A 16,085-nucleotide genomic window follows, 5' to 3' on the forward strand; every position below is an offset into this window, starting at 1 on the left:
GTTTTTGCCATGCATCAGCGCGAATTGATGATCCATCCTGCGTGCAAGCCCCGTTGGTGGGGGACGGGCCAGCGCCTAGGATCGGCTCGCCGGGAAGAGGGGCCTGGCAAGAGGGAGGACAGCAATGGCCAAGTCTGGTCTGATCATCGCCATTGGCGGCGGCGGGGCGACGCACGGGATGGACCCGGACCTCGACAGGTTCTGCCTTGACCAGTTGCGCCCCTGGGCCTCGATCGGCTTCGTGGGCATGGCATCGCGCGATGACCCGGACAAGTTGGCGCGGTTCTACCGCCGTTTCGAAGGCGCGGCCTCGGTCGTATCGCATCTGCCGGAAACCGCCGATCGGGCCGAAACCGAGCGCTGGCTGACAGGCAAGGACATGGTCTATTTCGGCGGCGGCAACAGCCTGCGCCTTCTGGACTGGCTGCGCAGCCGGGCCGTGGCGCCGCTCTTTCTGGATGCCAACCGGGCAGGCACGGTCCTGGCGGGGGTCAGCGCAGGCGCCTTGTGCTGGTGCGAGTCCTTTCCGGGCGGCTCTGCCGCAGACGGTTTCGCGCCGACGCGGGGCTTGGGTGTCTTAAGGGCGAGCCTTTGTCCCCATGCGTCTGCCGACCCCGAGCGGACGTCAGCCTTCGGGCGCGCGGTGGCCGAGGGCGGACTGCCCTCGGGCTATGCGATTGACGATGGGGCTTGCGTGCTGTTTCGCGGTGGCCATTTCGCCGGGGCGTTTTCCGGTCGGGCCGGGGCTGGCGTGCGTTTCCTGACCGGCAAGGCCGGGCGGTTGGAGCAGACCGACCTTCTTGCGCGATCAGCCGCCTGACGCCTCGGCCAGCAGCCAGTCACAAGTCTTGCGCAGCTCTGTCGAGGGCTTTGCGCCCGCCCGCGTCAGCAGGTGAAAGGCGCGTTCTGGCAAGTGGTCGATATCGAAGGGCCGGATCAGGGCACCCGAAGCCACATCGTCGTCAATGAATGGAAAGATTCCCAGGGCGACGCCCATTCCGTCCCGGGCGGCCTGCACCACGGTATTGGAATCGACGATCACCGTTTCCTCGGAAAAGCGCAGCCCCGCAGCCCCCGCGCGCGCCAGCCAGGCCGCCCATTCCGACCGGTCGTGCTGGTGGATGATGGGAAAACGGACGAGGTCTTCGGGCCTTTCCATGGGGCCGTGCTCGGCCAGGAGCGCGGGGCTCAGAACCGGGCTGTAGGTGATCCCGAAGAGCCGCCGCGCCTCCAGCCCGGCCCAGTTTCCGCTGCCCCAGTCGACCGCGACCTGCGCGGGCATGTCCGCCTCGCTGGTGATGCGGGGGCCATGTTGCAGGACAAGCTCGATATCCGGGTGAAGCCGCCGAAAGCGCGACAGCCTGGGGATCAGCCAGCGGGTGCCGAAGATGGGCCCCACGGCCAGCGTGACCGTCTTGCGCGGGGTCAGCACATGGGCCTCGACCTCGGCGCGGATGTCGTCGAAGGCGCGGCTGACCACCTGCGCCAGCGACCGGCCCGTATCGGTCAACACCACCCGGCGCGTGTGGCGCACGAACAGAAGGCAGCCCCAGTCCTTTTCCAACTGCCGGATCTGGTTCGACACGGTGGTCGCACTGACGCAGAGCTCGTCCGCGGCGTCCTTGAAGGACAGCAGCCGCGCCGCCGCCTCGAAGGTGCGCAGCGCATTCAGTGGCAGGCGGCGATTGGGGACATGCATGGGGCAGGGTCTCGGTTCGGCCATGGATACAGCAAAGTTTATCCATGCCCGGCGCAATCGTCACTTGCGAAATGGATCCGCCTGCGAAACCCTTGCCGGACGGGGAGGCGCGAGAAATGACGGAACAGCCGGTTCGGCGCGGACGCAGGCGCGGCGGCGGCGGCGGGGGCAGCCCGGCCGCGGCACCGTTGCGCATGGCGGGCGGGCGGCTCGATCCGCTCGGTGCCGACGCTGTTGCGGCCATCGACGCGGCGGCGCGCGATATCCTGGCAACCGTGGGCATGGGCGACGCGCCCGCGGCGGTGGTGACGCTTGTCTGCGAGGCGGGCGGGGTGCTGGATGACGGGGGACGGCTTCTCTTTCCCGCGGCCCTTGTCAATGCTGCTTTGACGGGGCTGCGCCGCGACGTGGTGCTGGCCGCCCGCGCGCCGGGGCTGGACATGGTCTTGTCCGGAAGGGCGGTTCACCTGGGTTCCGGCGGGGCCGCGCCGATGGTGGTGGACCTGGAGACCGGGCTTTACCGGCCCTCGACCCTGGCCGATCTCTATGACGCCGCGCGGCTCGTCGACCGCCTGCCGCATGTGCAGTTCTTCAGCCGCTCGCTGGTGGCGCGCGATGTGGAAGACCCGCGCCAGATGGACCTCAACACCGCCTATGCCAGCCTTGCGGGCACCACCAAGCACGTGATGACCAGTGCCGCCAGCGTCGAGGCCGTGGCGGACATTGCAGAGCTTTGCGTCGGGATCGCGGGCGGTGCGGATGCCTTCCGCGCGCGGCCTTTCCTGTCGCTCAACATCAACCACGTGGTGCCGCCCCTGCGCTTCGCACCGGAGGCCGCCGAGGTGCTGATCGCCGCCGCACGGGCAGGGTTGCCAGTGCAGGTCAACACCTTCGGCCAGCTTGGGGCCTCCAGCCCCGTCACGATTGCCGGCTGCGTGGCGCAGACCGTGGCCGAGACGCTGGCGGGCATGATCGTGGCATGGCTGGCCAATCCCGAGGTGATGGCCGTTTTCGGACCGCGCCCGATGGTGACGGACCTGCGCACCGGGGCGATGGCGGGCGGGTCGGGCGAACAGGCGCTGCTGACCTCGGTCGCGGTGCGCATGGCGCAGCATTACGGCCTGCCCAATTCCACCATTGCGGGGGCCACGGACAGCAAGCTGCCCGATGCGCAGGCCGGGTTCGAGAAATGCCTGAACGTCACCATGGCCGCGCAGACCGGGGCCAATCTCGTCACCCAGGCCGCGGGCATGCTGGCGGGGCTCATGGCCGCGAGTTTCGAGGCCTACGTGATCGACAATGACATGCTCGGGGCGGTGCTGCGCTCGCTTGCGCCGGTCGAGGTCGGGGCCGCCACGCTGTCACCCGAGGGGATCGGCACGGTGGTTCGCGGCGAGGGGCACTTCCTGGGTCATGCCGACACGTTCGCCCGGATGCAGAGCGACTTTCTCTACCCGGACCTTGCCGACCGCCGCACGCCCGATGCCTGGGCCGCCGCAGGTGCCCCCGACATCCGCCAGCCGGCCCGCGACCGGGCGCGGGCGATCCTGGCCAGCCATTTCCCGGCGCATCTGCCGCCAGAGCTGGACGCCGCCCTGCGCGCCCGGTTCGACATCCACCTGCCTGAAACCCGTATGAGGCCCGCATGAAGATCGCCATTTTCGGAGTAGGGGCCATGGGCTCCGTCTATGCTGGGCTCCTGGCCGACGCGGGCAACGAGGTCTGGGCGGTCGATCCGTGGCAGGACCATCTCGAGGCCATCGCGGCGCGTGGGCTGAGGGTGGAAGGCGCCAGCGGTGACCGGATGGTGACCGGCATCCACGTTGCCCGTGATCCAGCCGAGCTGCCCGTGGTCGAGCTTGTGATCATTGCCACCAAGGCCAGCGCCGTGGGCGAGGCCGCGCGCGCGCTTGCGCCCTGCCTGGGCCCCGAAACCTTGATCCTGACGATCCAGAACGGCCTTGGCGCTGGCGAGCGGATCGGGCAGTTCATGGACACGCGAAACGTGATCCTGGGCGTGGCCGACGGGTTCGGGGCCTCGATGACCGGGCCGGGGCATGTGCATCACAACGCCATGAAGCTGATCCGCATTGGCGAAATGGGCGGTGGACTGACCCCCCGGCTGGAGGCGCTGGCCGCGCTCTGGCAGGCGGCGGGGTTCAATGTGAAGGCCTTTGCCGACATCAATCAGCTGATCTGGGAAAAGTTCCTGTGCAACGTCACCCTGTCGGCCCCCTGCACCGTCTTCGACTGCACCGTGGGAGAGCTGATGGCGAACGAGGCGGCCTGGGCCGTGGCGCTCGGCTGCACGCGCGAGGCCCACGCGATCGGCATGGCCAAAGGCATCGCGTTTTCCTTCGATGACCCGGTGGCCTATGTCACCGCTTTTGCCAGCGCCATGCCCAATGCGCGCCCCTCGATGCTGCTTGACCACATAGCCGGGCGACGCTCCGAGATCGATGCGATCAACGGGATCGTGCCGGAACTCGGGGAAGACCTCGGGATTGCCACCCCCTATAACCAGACGCTCAGCGCCATCGTGCGCGTCAAGGAGGCCCGCTTTCCATGAAACTCGCTCGTTGGACCCATGAGGGACGCGATGCCTATGGCGTGATCGAAGGCGGCAGGGCCTATGGCGTGAGCGCGGGATTTGCCGTCCGCCACCCCGACCTGGCCGACGCGCTGGACGATGTCGCGGCGCTCTGCACCGATGCGATGTCCGGCGCAGGCGTGGCGGTGGACGGCATCGACTGGCGCTTGCCGGTTGCGCCCACGGCACGGATCATCTGCGTCGGCATCAACTACCCCAAGCGCTACCCCCTGGACCCCGCGCAGGGCCGGCCGGAGAACATCATACTCTTCGCCAAGCTCGACGGCACGCTGGTGCCCCACGGCGCACACTTGCAGATGCCCGGTGGCGAGGCGGCGCAAAGTTTCGACTACGAGGGCGAAATCGGCGTTGTCATCGGGCGCGCGGCCGATCGCGTTTCCGTGGCGCAGGCGATGGACCACGTGGCAGGCTACACCGCCTTGAATGACGGCTCGGTCCGCGCCTGGCAGAAGCATTCGGTCCATGCCGGCAAGAACTTCGCGCGCTCGGGCGGCTGCGGACCCTGGATCGCCACCGCCGACGAGGTTCCCGACCCCGACGCGCTGCGCCTTGTGACGCGGCTGAATGGCGAGGTCGTGCAGGACACGCTGGCGCGTGCCATGTTCTACGGCATGGCGCAGGTGATTTCCTACATTTCCCACATGATGCCGCTGCGCCCCGGCGACCTTATCGCCACCGGATCGCCCGAGGGCACGGGCGGCAGCCGGACGCCCCCGCGCTTCCTGGTTCGGGGCGACGTGGTGGAGGTGGAGGTCGAAGGCGTCGCGACCGTCACCACGCCTGTCGGCTGACCAGGCCGCTGCGTCACGGTTGAAGGCACGGATAAGCGCGGCCAAGCTGCCCCGGATATCCAACGCCGGAGACCCGCCATGTCGCTCGACCCCGATACACTCGCCCAGCTTCTGGAGACCCTGCGCCGTTTCGTCGATGATCGGCTGATCCCGCGTGAGGCGGAGGTGGCCGAGAGCGACGAGATGCCCGCCGACGTGATCGCCGAGATGCGCGAGATGGGGCTGTTCGGCCTGTCGATCGCACCGGAATACGGGGGGCTGGGGCTAACGACCGAGGAAGAGATGCTGGCAATGCTGATCCTGGCGCGCGCGGCCCCGGCCTTCCGCTCGATCTTTGCCACCAATGTGGGCATCGGCAGCCAGGGGATCGCCATAGACGGCACCGAAGCGCAGAAGGCGCGCTACCTGCCCCGGCTGGCCTCTGGCGAGATCATCGGGTCTTTCGCGCTGACCGAGCCCGATGTCGGGTCGGATGCCGGCAGTCTCAGGACCACCGCCCGGCGCGACGGGGACGGCTACGTCCTGAACGGCACCAAGCGATACATCACCAATGCGCCCCATGCCGGGCTGTTCACCGTCATGGCGCGCACCGATCCCGACCAGCCCGGCGCGCGCGGTGTCTCGGCCTTCCTGGTCGAAGCGGGCACGCCGGGGCTGAGCCTTGGCGCGCCGGAACGCAAGATGGGCCAGCAGGGCGCGCATGTCTGCGACGTGATCTTCCGCGATCTGCGCGTGCCGGCCGAGGCGCTGATCGGCGGCATCGAGGGGCAGGGCTTCAAGACCGCGATGAAGGTGCTCGACAAGGGGCGGCTCAACATCGCCTCGGCCTGCACGGGACTGGCCGAGCGGATGATCGACGACATGCTGGCCTACGGGCTGGAAAGACAGCAGTTCGGCCAGCCGATTGCCGGGTTCCAGCTGGTGCAGGCGATGTTTGCCGACAGCCAGGCAGAGGCCATGGCCGCCCGCGCCCTGGTGCTGGAGGCCGCCCGTGCGCGCGACCGGGGCGAGGATGTTGCCATGGCGGCAAGCTGCGCCAAGATGTTTGCCTCGGAAATGGTGGGGCGGGTTGCCGATCGCAACGTGCAGGTGCATGGCGGCGCGGGCTATATCCGCGATTATCGCGCCGAACAGCTGTTCCGCGATGCCCGGCTCTTCCGCATCTACGAGGGCACAACGCAGATCCAGCAGACCATCATCGCCCGCCAGATGATCGCGGGGGCTTCTGCGGGGAAGCGCAAATAGGGTGGTACGGGCGGTGGGACTCGAACCCACACGGCACAAGGCCTTCGGATTTTAAGTCCGATATGTCTACCATTCCATCACGCCCGCCCAAGCGCCCGGATCACGTCCGGACGCCTGCAAACCGTTCCTGCCAGCCTTCGCGGTCCTCGTCGCTGATCTTGGCGAAGAGCACGTCGGGAACGCTAAAGCCATGGCCCGGCTCCAGTGCTGCCAGCGCGTCGCCGACCGAGGCAGGCCAGTCGGCCCCGCCTGCATTCATCGCCGCCAGCATCGTCGCCGAGGCATCGGGGATGAAGGGCTCGCTCAGCACCGCGTAAAGTCGGATCAGGTTCAGCGACAGCCGCACGATGGCGGCCGCCCGCGCCGGGTCTTCCTTGAAGGCGGCCCAGGGGGCGGCGGCTTGCAGGTATTCGTTGCCAGCGACCCAGATCGCGCGCAGCTCGCCCGCGGCCTTGCGCACCTCCATCGCTTCCATATGCGCCTGGTAGGCAGCGAGCTTTTCCTCCAGCTCGGCCACGAGCGCCAGCTCCGCCTCGCCGTAATCGCCGCCCTCGGGCACCACTTCGCCGAACTTGGAGCGGCAGAACTTGGTCACGCGGCTGACGAAGTTGCCCAGAACATCGGCAAGGTCCTTGTTCACCGAGGTCTGGAAATTCTCCCAGGTGAACTCGCTGTCCGAGCTTTCGGGCGCGTGGGACAGAAGCCACCAGCGCCAGTAATCGGCGGGCAGGATTTCCAGCGCCTGGTCCATGAAAACGCCGCGTCCGCGGCTGGTCGAGAACTGGCCACCGTCATAGTTGAGGTAGTTGAAGGACTTGATGTAGTCGACCATCTTCCACGGCTCACCCGAGCCGATCATCGTGGCCGGGAAGCTGAGCGTGTGGAAGGGGACGTTGTCCTTGCCCATGAACTGGACATAGCGCACGTCATCGGCGCCCTTGTCGGTGCGCCACCAGCGTTCCCACTCGGCTTCCGTCTTGCCGTTGGCTTCGGCCCATTCGGCGGCGCAGGCGATGTATTCGATCGGCGCGTCGAACCAGACATAGAAGACCTTGCCCTCCATGCCGGGCCAGTCCTGATCGCCCTTCCTGACCGGGATGCCCCAGTCGAGGTCGCGGGTGATGCCCCGGTCCTGCAAGCCGTCGCCGTCGTTGAGCCACTTCTTGGCGATCGAGGTGGTCAGCACCGGCCAGTCGGTCTTGGAATCGATCCAGGCCGCGAGCTGGTCCTTCAGCGCCGACTGGCGCAGGAACAGGTGCTTGGTTTCGCGCATCTCCAGGTCGGTGGAGCCGGAAATGGTGGAATGCGGGTTGATGAGATCGACCGGGTCGAGCTGCTTGGTGCAGTTGTCGCACTGGTCGCCGCGCGCCGAGTCGTAGCCGCAATTGGGGCAGGTGCCCTCGATGTAGCGGTCGGGCAGGAAGCGCCCGTCGGCGTTGGAATACATCTGGTTCTCGGTGACTTCCCGGATCAGCCCTGCCTCGGCCAGCCGCCCCGCGAGATGCTGGGTCAGCCGGTGGTTCTGGGGGCTGGAGGAGCGGCCAAAATGATCGAAGGACAGGCGGAAGCCCTTGGCGATCTCGGCCTGGATGGCGTGCATCTCGGCGCAGTAATCGGCCACCGGTTTGCCCGCCTTGGCCGCGGCCAGTTCCGCGGGCGTGCCATGTTCGTCGGTGGCGCAGAGAAACATGACCTCGTGACCGCGCTGGCGCATGTAGCGGGCATAGAGGTCGGCGGGCAGCTGGCTGCCCACGAGGTTGCCCAGGTGCTTGATCCCGTTGATGTAGGGAATGGCCGAGGTGATGAGGATGCGTGCCATCGGGTGCGCCTTCTTACGTCCTTGCGAAGACCCCTTTAGCGCAGGTGAAAGTGAAGGGCCAGAACCGATAGGTGCGATCAGGGTCTGTCATTGCGGCGGAAGATGCGCCCGACGAGGAACGTGGTGCGCGGCACCCAGACATAGGGTGCGCGGGGGCCTGCGCTCTTGCGGCGGCGCATGCGGACGAGGCCGAAGACGACCAGCATCAGATGGGCGGCGGCGATGAAGGTGAAGAGCGCGCCGGGCCCGTAGAGCGTGATAAGGTTCGAGGTCAGAAGCGGGGCCACGATCGCGCCAAGGGCGTAGAAGAACATGAGCGCGGCGGAGAGCTCGACCCGTTCGTGGTCCTCGGCCCAGTCATGGGCATGGGCGGCCGAGATCGAGTAGATCGGGAAGGTCATGAGCCCGAAGAGGAAGGCCGCGGCCATGACCGGCCCGGTGCCCAGGTCCGATACGGCAATGGTGAAGGCGCAGGCGGGCAGGGCCGCGACCGACATGGCGATCAGCACCCACCTGCGGTCGAACCGGTCGGCCAGCCAGCCCACGGGCAGCTGCGCCACAGCGCCCCCCAGGACGAAGGCCGAAAGGAAGATGGCGATCTGGTCGGGGCGCAGGCCCACCTCGGTGCCGTAAAGCGGCCCCACCATGCGAAAGGAGGCCGATGAAACGGCGGCCACCATCACGCCTGCCACCGCGAGCGGCGACTTGACCCAGGCCATGCGCGGCACAAGGCGCGGGGCCTCGGGCGTTTCCGGCTGTTCGGCGCGCGAGAGCGTGAGCGGCAACAGCGTCGCGCAGCACAGCAGCGCCAGCAGGTTGTAGCTGACGTAATGGGCAGGTTCGAGAAAGCCGATAAGCGTCTGCGCGCAGAGCGAGCCCACCATGTCGACCATCCGGTAGCTGCCCATGGCGCGTCCGCGTGTCTCGTTGGTGACCTTCGATTGCAGCCAGGCCTCGACCACCGTGTAGCAGCCCGCGACCGAGAGCCCCGAGGCCACCCGCATCAGCGCCCAGGCATGGGGATCGAGGATCAGCATATGGGCCAGAAGACCGATCGCGCCCGAGGCGGTGAAGGCGGCGAAGGCGCGGGAATGGCCGACCGAGCCCATCAGGCGCGGCGCCCACCAGCAGCCGATGAAGAAGCCCAGGAAATGGGCCGAGCCCAGAAGGCCGATCTGGCTGTTTGAAAAGCCAAGCTCTGCGCCGGAGAGCACGTCGAGCGGCCCCACGCCGCCGGTCGAGATCTGCAGAAGGAAGATCGACAGGAACAGGGCGGCGAAGGAGATGAAGAGGCGCATGGGGCAGAATATCTGACTTTTTTGTCAGACTGGAGGCCGGGCCGGAGGGCTGCTTTGCCCGGGGCGACCTTTGCGGCGTCGTTTTTTCGGGGTTTCGCCGCACGCTGCGCGCGCGTCGACCCGTGGCGCGACCCTGCGGGTCGCGGAGCATTTTCCGCCGCGGAAAATGCCTGGGGGCGCTGCCCCCGTCGCCTTGCGGCGACGCCCCCGGGATATTTTGGGAACAATGAAGACGGCGATCAGGCGGCCGGGGCCCTTTCCGGCGCATGCTGGACAAGGCCGCGCTCGTCGATCTGCCAGGTTTTCGGCGGCGCCTGGCGGGCGCGCAGGCGGGTCAGGCTCCAGCGGCTGCGGCCCGGGGCGTGGGCGGGGCTCAGCTGCCAGCGGCTTTCCACCCCTGCGGCCCCCCCCTGCCCGGGGGTCAGAAGCAGGCAGAGCGGCGCGCGGCCCGCCTCGGCGCCGGCCTCGGCCGCCAGGTGCAGGCGGCGCACCGGCGTCAGGCCCGGGGGCTCGGGCAGGTCGCCCACCACCAGGGGCACCACGCCGGGGCGCAGGGCCTCTTCCAGCACCCAGAGCAGGTCCTCGGGGCGCGGGGCCTCGACCGTCAGCAGTCGCGCCGGCTCGATCAGCTGCGCGACCCCGTCCATGTGCAGCCGGTCGGGGTGCCAGCCGGGCCGGACCCAGAGCACCGGCCCCTCGCAACCTTGCGCTGCCAGCAGCGCCAGCCGCCTGCGGGCGCCGCCGCAGAACTCGTGCGTGCGGGCGCGGGCGAGGTCGAAGCGGCCCAGGAGGCGCAGGGGATGGGGGCCGGGCCGGGCGGGGGCAGAGCGGGTGAGGCGTGCGTTGGACATGGTCCCAGTCTATATGTTCGCTTTTTGTTCTTCAATCCATCCCTTGCGCCCCGCGCCCCACCCCCTAGGGTCGGGGCAAAGATGTGACGGACAGGATGACAGATCATGCGACAGGTTCCCCTCGGCTCCACCGGGCAGACGGTTTCCGAGCTTTGCCTCGGCACGATGACATGGGGCGTCCAGACCCCGGCTGATGATGCCTTCAGGCAGCTGGACATGGGGCTGGAGGCAGGGATCGACATCGTCGACACCGCCGAGATGTACCCGGTCAACCCGGTGCGCAAGGAAACCGTGGGCCGGACCGAGGAAATCCTGGGCGACTGGAACGCGGCCAACCCGGCGCGGCGCGGCGATTACTGGCTGGCCACCAAGATCTCGGGCGAGGGCAGCGTGGCGCGCGACGGCGTGCCGATCACCGGCCAGGAACTGCGTCGGGCGCTGGAGGGGTCGCTTGCGCGGCTCAGGACCGACTATGTCGACATCTACCAGCTGCACTGGCCCAATCGCGGCTCATTCCAGTTCCGCAAGAACTGGAGCTACGACCCGCGCGGGCAGAACAAGGCGGAAACGCTCGATCACATTGCCGACGTGCTGGAAGAGGCGGGCAAGCTGGTGGCCGAAGGCAAGATGCGCCATATCGGCCTGTCCAACGAATCGGCCTGGGGCACGGCGCAATGGGTGCGCGTGTCCGAGGACCGGGGCCTGCCGCGCATCCAGACGATGCAGAACGAATACTCGCTGCTGTGCCGGATGTATGACACCGACATGGCCGAGATGGCGGTGAACGAGGCGGTGACGCTTCTGTCCTTCTCGCCTCTGGCCACGGGCCTGCTGACAGGCAAGTACCAGGGCGGCGCCGTGCCCGAAGCCTCGCGCCTTGCGGTGGCGATTGCAGCCGACCAGCCGCCGACGCTTGGCGGTCGCCTGACAGAGAGGGTGCTGCCTGCGGTCGAGGCCTATCTTGGCGTGGCCGCAAAGCACGGGGTGGATCCGGTGCACATGGCGCTGGCCTGGCAGCAGGCGCGGCCTTTCCCGGTCTCGGCCATCTTCGGGGCGACGACCAGCGCGCAGCTGGAGCATATCCTGGGTGCGGCGGACATGGTTCTGGCACCAGACCTGCTGGCCGATCTCGACGCCGCCCACAAGGCGCACCCGATGCCCTACTGAGCCTGATGGCGATCGGCCCTGAGATCCGAGATCGAGCCTGCGAACCCCTTTCGGAAGGCCCGGGCCAGGGTCGAGGGGCCGGAAAACCCGGTGCGCAGGGCGATGTCCTGAACGCTAAGCCCCGTATCCAGCGCCAGCCGGCGCGCCTCGGACAGGCGCAAGCGCAGGAAGAAGGCGCCGGGGCCGGTTTCCAGGTGCTGGCGGAAGAGCATTTCCAGCCGTCGCGGTGAAAGGCCGACCTCGGCGGCGATCTCGGCAATGGCGGGCGGCTCTTCGAGCCGCGATTCCATGATCGCCACGGCCTGCGCCACCTGAGGGGCCAGCGCGGCCAGCCGCGCCTGCGGCACCAGCCGCTGCGGCGTGGGGCGGTCGACCGGGTCATAGAGCAGTGCATTTGCCACCAGCCCCGCAAGCTCGGCCCCGTGATGGCAACGGATCAGGTGCAGCATGAGGTCGAGGCAGGGCGCCGCCCCCCCGGTGGTCAGCGCCGGGCCGTCGATCACGAAACGGTCGGGCAGGGGCTCCAGGTCGGGGAAGGCGTGGCCGAAGGCTTCCAGGTCCTCCCAGTGGGTGGTGGCGCGATGCCCGTTCAGAAGCCCGGCCCGCGCCAGCACCCACGGCCCCCCGTCGACGCCGCAATAGGGAATGCCGCGCGCGCGCAGCTGGCGCAGCCAGGACCGCAGCGCGGGCGTTGCGTGGGCATCGAGCCGGAAGCCCGCCACCATGATCAACAGGTCCATGTCCGCGTGCAGGGGCAGGGCGGCGGTTCGGACCTCGACCCCGCTGGTCAGGCGCACCATGCCCCCTTGCGGCGACAGGACCTGCCAGTCATAGACCGCGCGCCCGGCCCGCCGGTTCGCCGCGCGGAACGGGTCCAGCGCCGCGGCCATCGACAGAAGGTTGCTGTCGGGCAAAATCAGCAGCCCGATGCGAAAGGGGCCGTCGCCCGGGTTTCTTTTGCGTGTTGCGGAATCCGTCATTCTTCCTTCGTATATCGCAAATATTCGGGGCGCAATCTGGCGTCACATGACGATCAAGCAGCAGACGGAGACCGACATGCCCCTTACCCCCTCGCGCGACGTATTCATCACCTGTGCCGTGACCGGATCGGGCGGCACACAGGATCGCAGCCCCCATGTGCCGCGCAGCCCCGAGGCAATCGCCAGTGATGCCATCGCGGCGGCCAAGGCCGGTGCGGCCATCGTGCACTGCCATGTGCGCGACCCTGAAACCGGCGCGCCGAGCCGCGACGTGGGCATGTTCCGCGAAGTGACCGAGCGCATCCGGGCCGCCGATGTGGACGTGGTGCTGAACCTCACCGCCGGGATGGGGGGCGATCTGACCCTGTCGGACATGGAAAACCCGCTGCCGCCCTCGGAAAAGGGCACCGACATGGCCGGGGCCACCGAGCGGATGGAACATGTGCGCTTGTGCCGGCCCGAGATCTGCACGCTTGACTGCGGCACCATGAACTTTGCCGAGGCCGATTACATCATGGTCAACACGCCCGGCATGCTGCGCGCGATGGGCCAGATGATGACCGACCTGGGCGTGAAGCCCGAGATCGAGGCCTTCGACACCGGCCACCTCTGGTTCGCCAAGCAGCTGGTCTCCGAAGGCGTGCTGGAAGACCCGGCGCTGGTGCAGCTGTGCATGGGAGTGCCCTGGGGCGCGCCCGATGACCTCAATACCTTCATGGCGATGGTCAACAACGTGCCTGATCACTGGAACTTCTCGGCCTTCTCGATCGGGCGCAACCAGATGAACTACGTCGCCGCCGCCGTGCTGGCGGGCGGACATGTGCGCGTGGGGCTGGAGGACAATCTCTGGCTCGACAAGGGGGTGCTGGCCACCAACGCGCAGCTGGTCACCCGCGCGCGCACCATCATCGAGTCGATGGGCAGCCGGATCATGGGACCGGCCGAGGTGCGCGAGAAGCTGGGCCTCGTCAAGCGCGATCCTCTCTGATGGGCTGGGCGGCGCGGGGCGTTCGCCTGATTCCGCTGGCGGCGCTGCTGCTGGTGGGGGCCTGCGTCGAGGACGGGCCAGAGGAGCTGAGCCCGGAGGAAGAGCAGGCCTGCGTGGCGCGCGGCGGCTACGTGGCGGTGGCCGGGTTCTCGGCCGCCGAATTCTGTGCCGAGCCCACGCCGGATGCGGGCCGGATGTGCAGCCGGTCGAGCGACTGCGCCACCATCTGCGAGGCAGAAACCCGGACCTGCGCGACCCATTACAACCAGTTCGGCTGCTACAGCTTTCTGGATGATACAGGGCAGGTCGTGTCGATCTGCGTAGACTAGGACAGCACAAATGGACGGATTGCAGGGCAAACGCGTTCTGATCACGGCAGGGGCCGCAGGCATTGGCCGGGTCATGGCCGAGAATTTCAAGGCCAGGGGTGCGCGCGTCGCGGTCTGCGACGTGGACGAGGCCGCCTGTGCCGAGATGGCGGCGGCCAACCCCGACATCCTGACCCGCGTGGTGAACGTAACCGACCCGGCCCAGGTGGACGGGTTCTTCGACGAGGCGCTGGAGGCCCTTGGCGGGCTCGACGTGGCGGCGGCCAATGCCGGGATCGGTGGCCCGGCCGCCCCGGTGGAAGAGATGCCGTTCGAGGGCTGGAAGGACACGCTGGCGGTCAATCTCGACGGGGCGTTCCTGGTGGCGCGCCGGGCGGCCCCCGTTTTCAAGGCGCAGCGGTCCGGGCTCTTGCTGCTCACCTCGTCGACGTCGGGACTTTTCGGCCATCCCTACCGCTCCCCTTACGCGGCGGCGAAATGGGGGATCATCGGGCTGACCAAGACCTGGGCGATGGAACTTGGCCCCTATAATATCCGCGTCAATGCGCTGTGCCCCGGCGCGGTCGAGGGGCCGCGGATGGACCGGGTGGTGGCCAACGAGGCGCGTGCGCGTGGCATACCGGAAGAACAGGTGCGCCAGATCTACGTGAAGGGCGTTTCGATGAAGACCTGGGTCAAGGCCCAGGATATCGCGAACATGGCGCTCTTCCTGGCGTCGGACATGGGCAACAAGGTGTCGGGTCAGGCGATGGCCGTTGACGGGCACACGGAAACGAACGGGGAATGACATGACCAAGACAGCAGCCATCCTGGGCGGTGGCGTCATCGGCGGCGGTTGGGCCGCGCGGTTCCTGCTGATGGGCTGGGACGTGCGGGTGTTCGACCCTTCGCCCACGGCCGAGGAAACGCTGACCGCGATGCTGGGGCGTGCGCGCCGCGCGCTGCCCGCGCTTTACGACGTGGCCCTTCCAGCCGAGGGGAAGCTTTCGTTTCACGGCACGATCAGCGAGGCCGTCGAGGGTGCGGTCTGGATCCAGGAAAGCGCGCCAGAGCGGCTTGAGCTGAAGCAGAAGCTCTACCAGCAGGTGCAGTCGGTCTGCGATCCAGACGCGATCATCGGCTCGTCGACCTCGGGCTTCATGCCGTCGGAACTGCAAAGCTGCGCCACGCGGCCCGAGCAGATCATCGTCGCGCATCCGTACACCCCGGTCTACCTTCTGCCGCTGATCGAGTTGGTGGGATCGGACAAGACCGAGCCCGCGATGCTGGACCGGGCCAAGGATCTTCTTGAAACCGTTGGGCTTTTCCCGCTCAAAGTGCGTCAGGAAATCCCCGCCCACATTGCCGACCGCTTCCTGGAAGCGGTCTGGCGCGAGGCGCTGTGGCTGATCAAGGACGGTATCGCGACGACCGAGGAAATCGACGATGCGATCCGCATGGGCTTTGGCCTGCGCTGGGGGCAGATGGGGCTCTTTGAAACCTATCGCGTGGCCGGTGGCCCGGCGGGGATGAAGCATTTCATCAGCCAGTTCGGCCCGGCGCTGGAATGGCCCTGGACCAAGCTGATGGACGTGCCGGAGCTGACCGACGAGTTGATCGACATGATCGCCAGCCAGTCGGACGCGCAGTCGGGGCACATGACGATCGCGGAACTGGAAAGCCTGCGCGATGGCAACCTGATCGGCATGATGCGCAGCCTCAAGCAGCGCGGCAGTGCCGTAGGTAAAGTGCTGAACGCGCACGAGAAAACCATTGCGCCCCAGATGCCGGACCTGATGAAGCCGATGGTCACGCTGGAGCGCCAGGTGCCTACGGACTGGGTCGATGGCAACGACCACATGAACGAAAGCCGCTACATGCAGGCGATGTCGGAGGCGAGCGACTGGTTCCTGCTGTGGATCGGATCCACGCCCGACTATATCGCCAATGAGGGCAGCTGGTTCACGGTGGAAAACCACGTGCGCTACCTGGCCGAGATCCGGATCGGCGAGCGGATCACGGTGACCACGCAGGTGCTGGAAGCCAGGGGCAAGAAGCTGACTCTTTTCCACACGATCCACTGTAACGGGGAGGTGGCGGCGACAGCCGAACAGTTGCTGATCCATGTCAGCATGAAGACCCGCCGCGCGGCGGAGCCGCCCGAGGAGATGGCCGCGCTGGTGGCGAAAATCGCCGAGGCGCATGCCGCCATGGGACGGCCCGAGGGTGCCGGAGGCACCGGGCGGACGGGCTGAAATACGGGGGGCGCCAGATGTGCACCCCCTGTACACCCCCCGTGCAGACGAAAAGACGGGTCGCCGCGCGCAG

15 protein-coding genes and 1 tRNA gene are annotated in these 16,085 nt (G+C 67.8%); 10 read left to right on the top strand and 6 right to left on the bottom strand.

Annotation, left to right across the window (positions count from 1 at the left end):
- The first annotated feature begins 124 nt into the window (after nucleotides 1–124).
- Entirely contained in the window at nucleotides 125–820 is a 696-nt protein-coding gene (locus tag ACEQXV_RS13220; RefSeq protein ID WP_370269596.1) for a Type 1 glutamine amidotransferase-like domain-containing protein, read from the top strand.
- Here the strand turns inward: ACEQXV_RS13220 and ACEQXV_RS13225 are convergent.
- A complete protein-coding gene (locus ACEQXV_RS13225) occupies nucleotides 809–1,699 on the bottom strand; it encodes a LysR substrate-binding domain-containing protein (protein WP_372525833.1) in 891 nt (296 codons plus the stop codon). The two genes, ACEQXV_RS13220 and ACEQXV_RS13225, sit on opposite strands and share 12 nt — an antisense overlap.
- Before the next feature lie 116 nt (nucleotides 1,700–1,815).
- On the opposite strand from ACEQXV_RS13225, the gene ACEQXV_RS13230 reads away from it, so the two are divergent.
- The 4 genes from ACEQXV_RS13230 (at nucleotide 1,816) to ACEQXV_RS13245 (ending at nucleotide 6,346) form a co-directional block, all read left to right on the top strand.
- Entirely contained in the window at nucleotides 1,816–3,348 is a 1,533-nt protein-coding gene (locus tag ACEQXV_RS13230; RefSeq protein ID WP_370269599.1) for a trimethylamine methyltransferase family protein, read from the top strand.
- Complete coding sequence (locus ACEQXV_RS13235; RefSeq protein WP_370254692.1) at nucleotides 3,345–4,268, top strand: ketopantoate reductase family protein; 924 nt, start codon at nucleotides 3,345–3,347, stop codon at nucleotides 4,266–4,268. Before ACEQXV_RS13230 ends, ACEQXV_RS13235 begins: the two co-directional genes overlap by 4 nt.
- Entirely contained in the window at nucleotides 4,265–5,101 is an 837-nt protein-coding gene (locus ACEQXV_RS13240) for a fumarylacetoacetate hydrolase family protein (RefSeq protein ID WP_370269600.1), read from the top strand. Before ACEQXV_RS13235 ends, ACEQXV_RS13240 begins: the two co-directional genes overlap by 4 nt.
- A gap of 78 nt (nucleotides 5,102–5,179) precedes the next feature.
- Entirely contained in the window at nucleotides 5,180–6,346 is a 1,167-nt protein-coding gene (locus tag ACEQXV_RS13245) for an acyl-CoA dehydrogenase family protein (RefSeq protein ID WP_370269601.1), read from the top strand.
- Nucleotides 6,347–6,348: 2 nt separating this feature from the next.
- Here the strand turns inward: ACEQXV_RS13245 and ACEQXV_RS13250 are convergent.
- From ACEQXV_RS13250 to ACEQXV_RS13265, 4 genes are all read right to left on the bottom strand, one after another.
- Nucleotides 6,349–6,433 (bottom strand) — tRNA-Leu (locus ACEQXV_RS13250).
- A gap of 13 nt (nucleotides 6,434–6,446) precedes the next feature.
- Nucleotides 6,447–8,165: a methionine--tRNA ligase gene (gene metG / locus ACEQXV_RS13255; RefSeq protein ID WP_370269603.1), complete on the bottom strand. Its 1,719-nt coding sequence runs from the start codon at nucleotides 8,163–8,165 to the stop codon at nucleotides 6,447–6,449.
- A gap of 77 nt (nucleotides 8,166–8,242) precedes the next feature.
- Entirely contained in the window at nucleotides 8,243–9,463 is a 1,221-nt protein-coding gene (locus ACEQXV_RS13260; protein WP_370254697.1) for an MFS transporter, read from the bottom strand.
- Nucleotides 9,464–9,702: 239 nt separating this feature from the next.
- Nucleotides 9,703–10,314 carry an ImuA family protein gene (locus tag ACEQXV_RS13265; protein WP_370269604.1) on the bottom strand — a complete coding sequence of 204 codons (612 nt, stop codon included), beginning with the start codon at nucleotides 10,312–10,314 and terminating at the stop codon, nucleotides 9,703–9,705.
- A 105-nt stretch (nucleotides 10,315–10,419) separates the two neighbouring features.
- Between ACEQXV_RS13265 and ACEQXV_RS13270 the strand changes: the two genes are divergently transcribed.
- The gene (locus tag ACEQXV_RS13270; RefSeq protein WP_370254700.1) at nucleotides 10,420–11,481 is read left to right on the top strand and encodes an aldo/keto reductase; all 1,062 of its coding nucleotides are present in this window, start codon (nucleotides 10,420–10,422) and stop codon (nucleotides 11,479–11,481) included.
- On the opposite strand, the gene ACEQXV_RS13275 is transcribed toward ACEQXV_RS13270, so the two are convergent.
- Nucleotides 11,475–12,461 carry a GlxA family transcriptional regulator gene (locus ACEQXV_RS13275; protein WP_370269606.1) on the bottom strand — a complete coding sequence of 329 codons (987 nt, stop codon included), beginning with the start codon at nucleotides 12,459–12,461 and terminating at the stop codon, nucleotides 11,475–11,477. The two genes, ACEQXV_RS13270 and ACEQXV_RS13275, sit on opposite strands and share 7 nt — an antisense overlap.
- Before the next feature lie 76 nt (nucleotides 12,462–12,537).
- On the opposite strand from ACEQXV_RS13275, the gene ACEQXV_RS13280 reads away from it, so the two are divergent.
- From ACEQXV_RS13280 to ACEQXV_RS13295, 4 genes are read left to right on the top strand one after another with little or no spacing between them, the layout of a single operon-like run.
- Nucleotides 12,538–13,449 (top strand): 3-keto-5-aminohexanoate cleavage protein, encoded by a 912-nt coding sequence (locus tag ACEQXV_RS13280; protein ID WP_370254702.1) that lies wholly within the window; start codon nucleotides 12,538–12,540, stop codon nucleotides 13,447–13,449.
- Nucleotides 13,449–13,778, top strand: a complete 330-nt coding sequence (locus tag ACEQXV_RS13285) for a hypothetical protein (RefSeq protein ID WP_370254704.1) — start codon at nucleotides 13,449–13,451, stop codon at nucleotides 13,776–13,778. The genes ACEQXV_RS13280 and ACEQXV_RS13285 overlap by 1 nt, the downstream gene beginning before the upstream one ends.
- A 10-nt stretch (nucleotides 13,779–13,788) precedes the next feature.
- On the top strand, nucleotides 13,789–14,565 hold the full coding sequence (locus tag ACEQXV_RS13290; RefSeq protein WP_370269607.1) for an SDR family oxidoreductase: 777 nt from the start codon (nucleotides 13,789–13,791) through the stop codon (nucleotides 14,563–14,565).
- A 1-nt stretch (nucleotide 14,566) separates the two neighbouring features.
- Nucleotides 14,567–16,012 carry a carnitine 3-dehydrogenase gene (locus ACEQXV_RS13295; protein WP_370269609.1) on the top strand — a complete coding sequence of 482 codons (1,446 nt, stop codon included), beginning with the start codon at nucleotides 14,567–14,569 and terminating at the stop codon, nucleotides 16,010–16,012.
- The last annotated feature ends 73 nt before the right edge of the window (nucleotides 16,013–16,085 follow it).

The organism is Nioella sp., from assembly GCF_964229645.1.
In the GTDB taxonomy this organism is placed as follows: Bacteria; Pseudomonadota; Alphaproteobacteria; order Rhodobacterales; family Rhodobacteraceae; genus Nioella.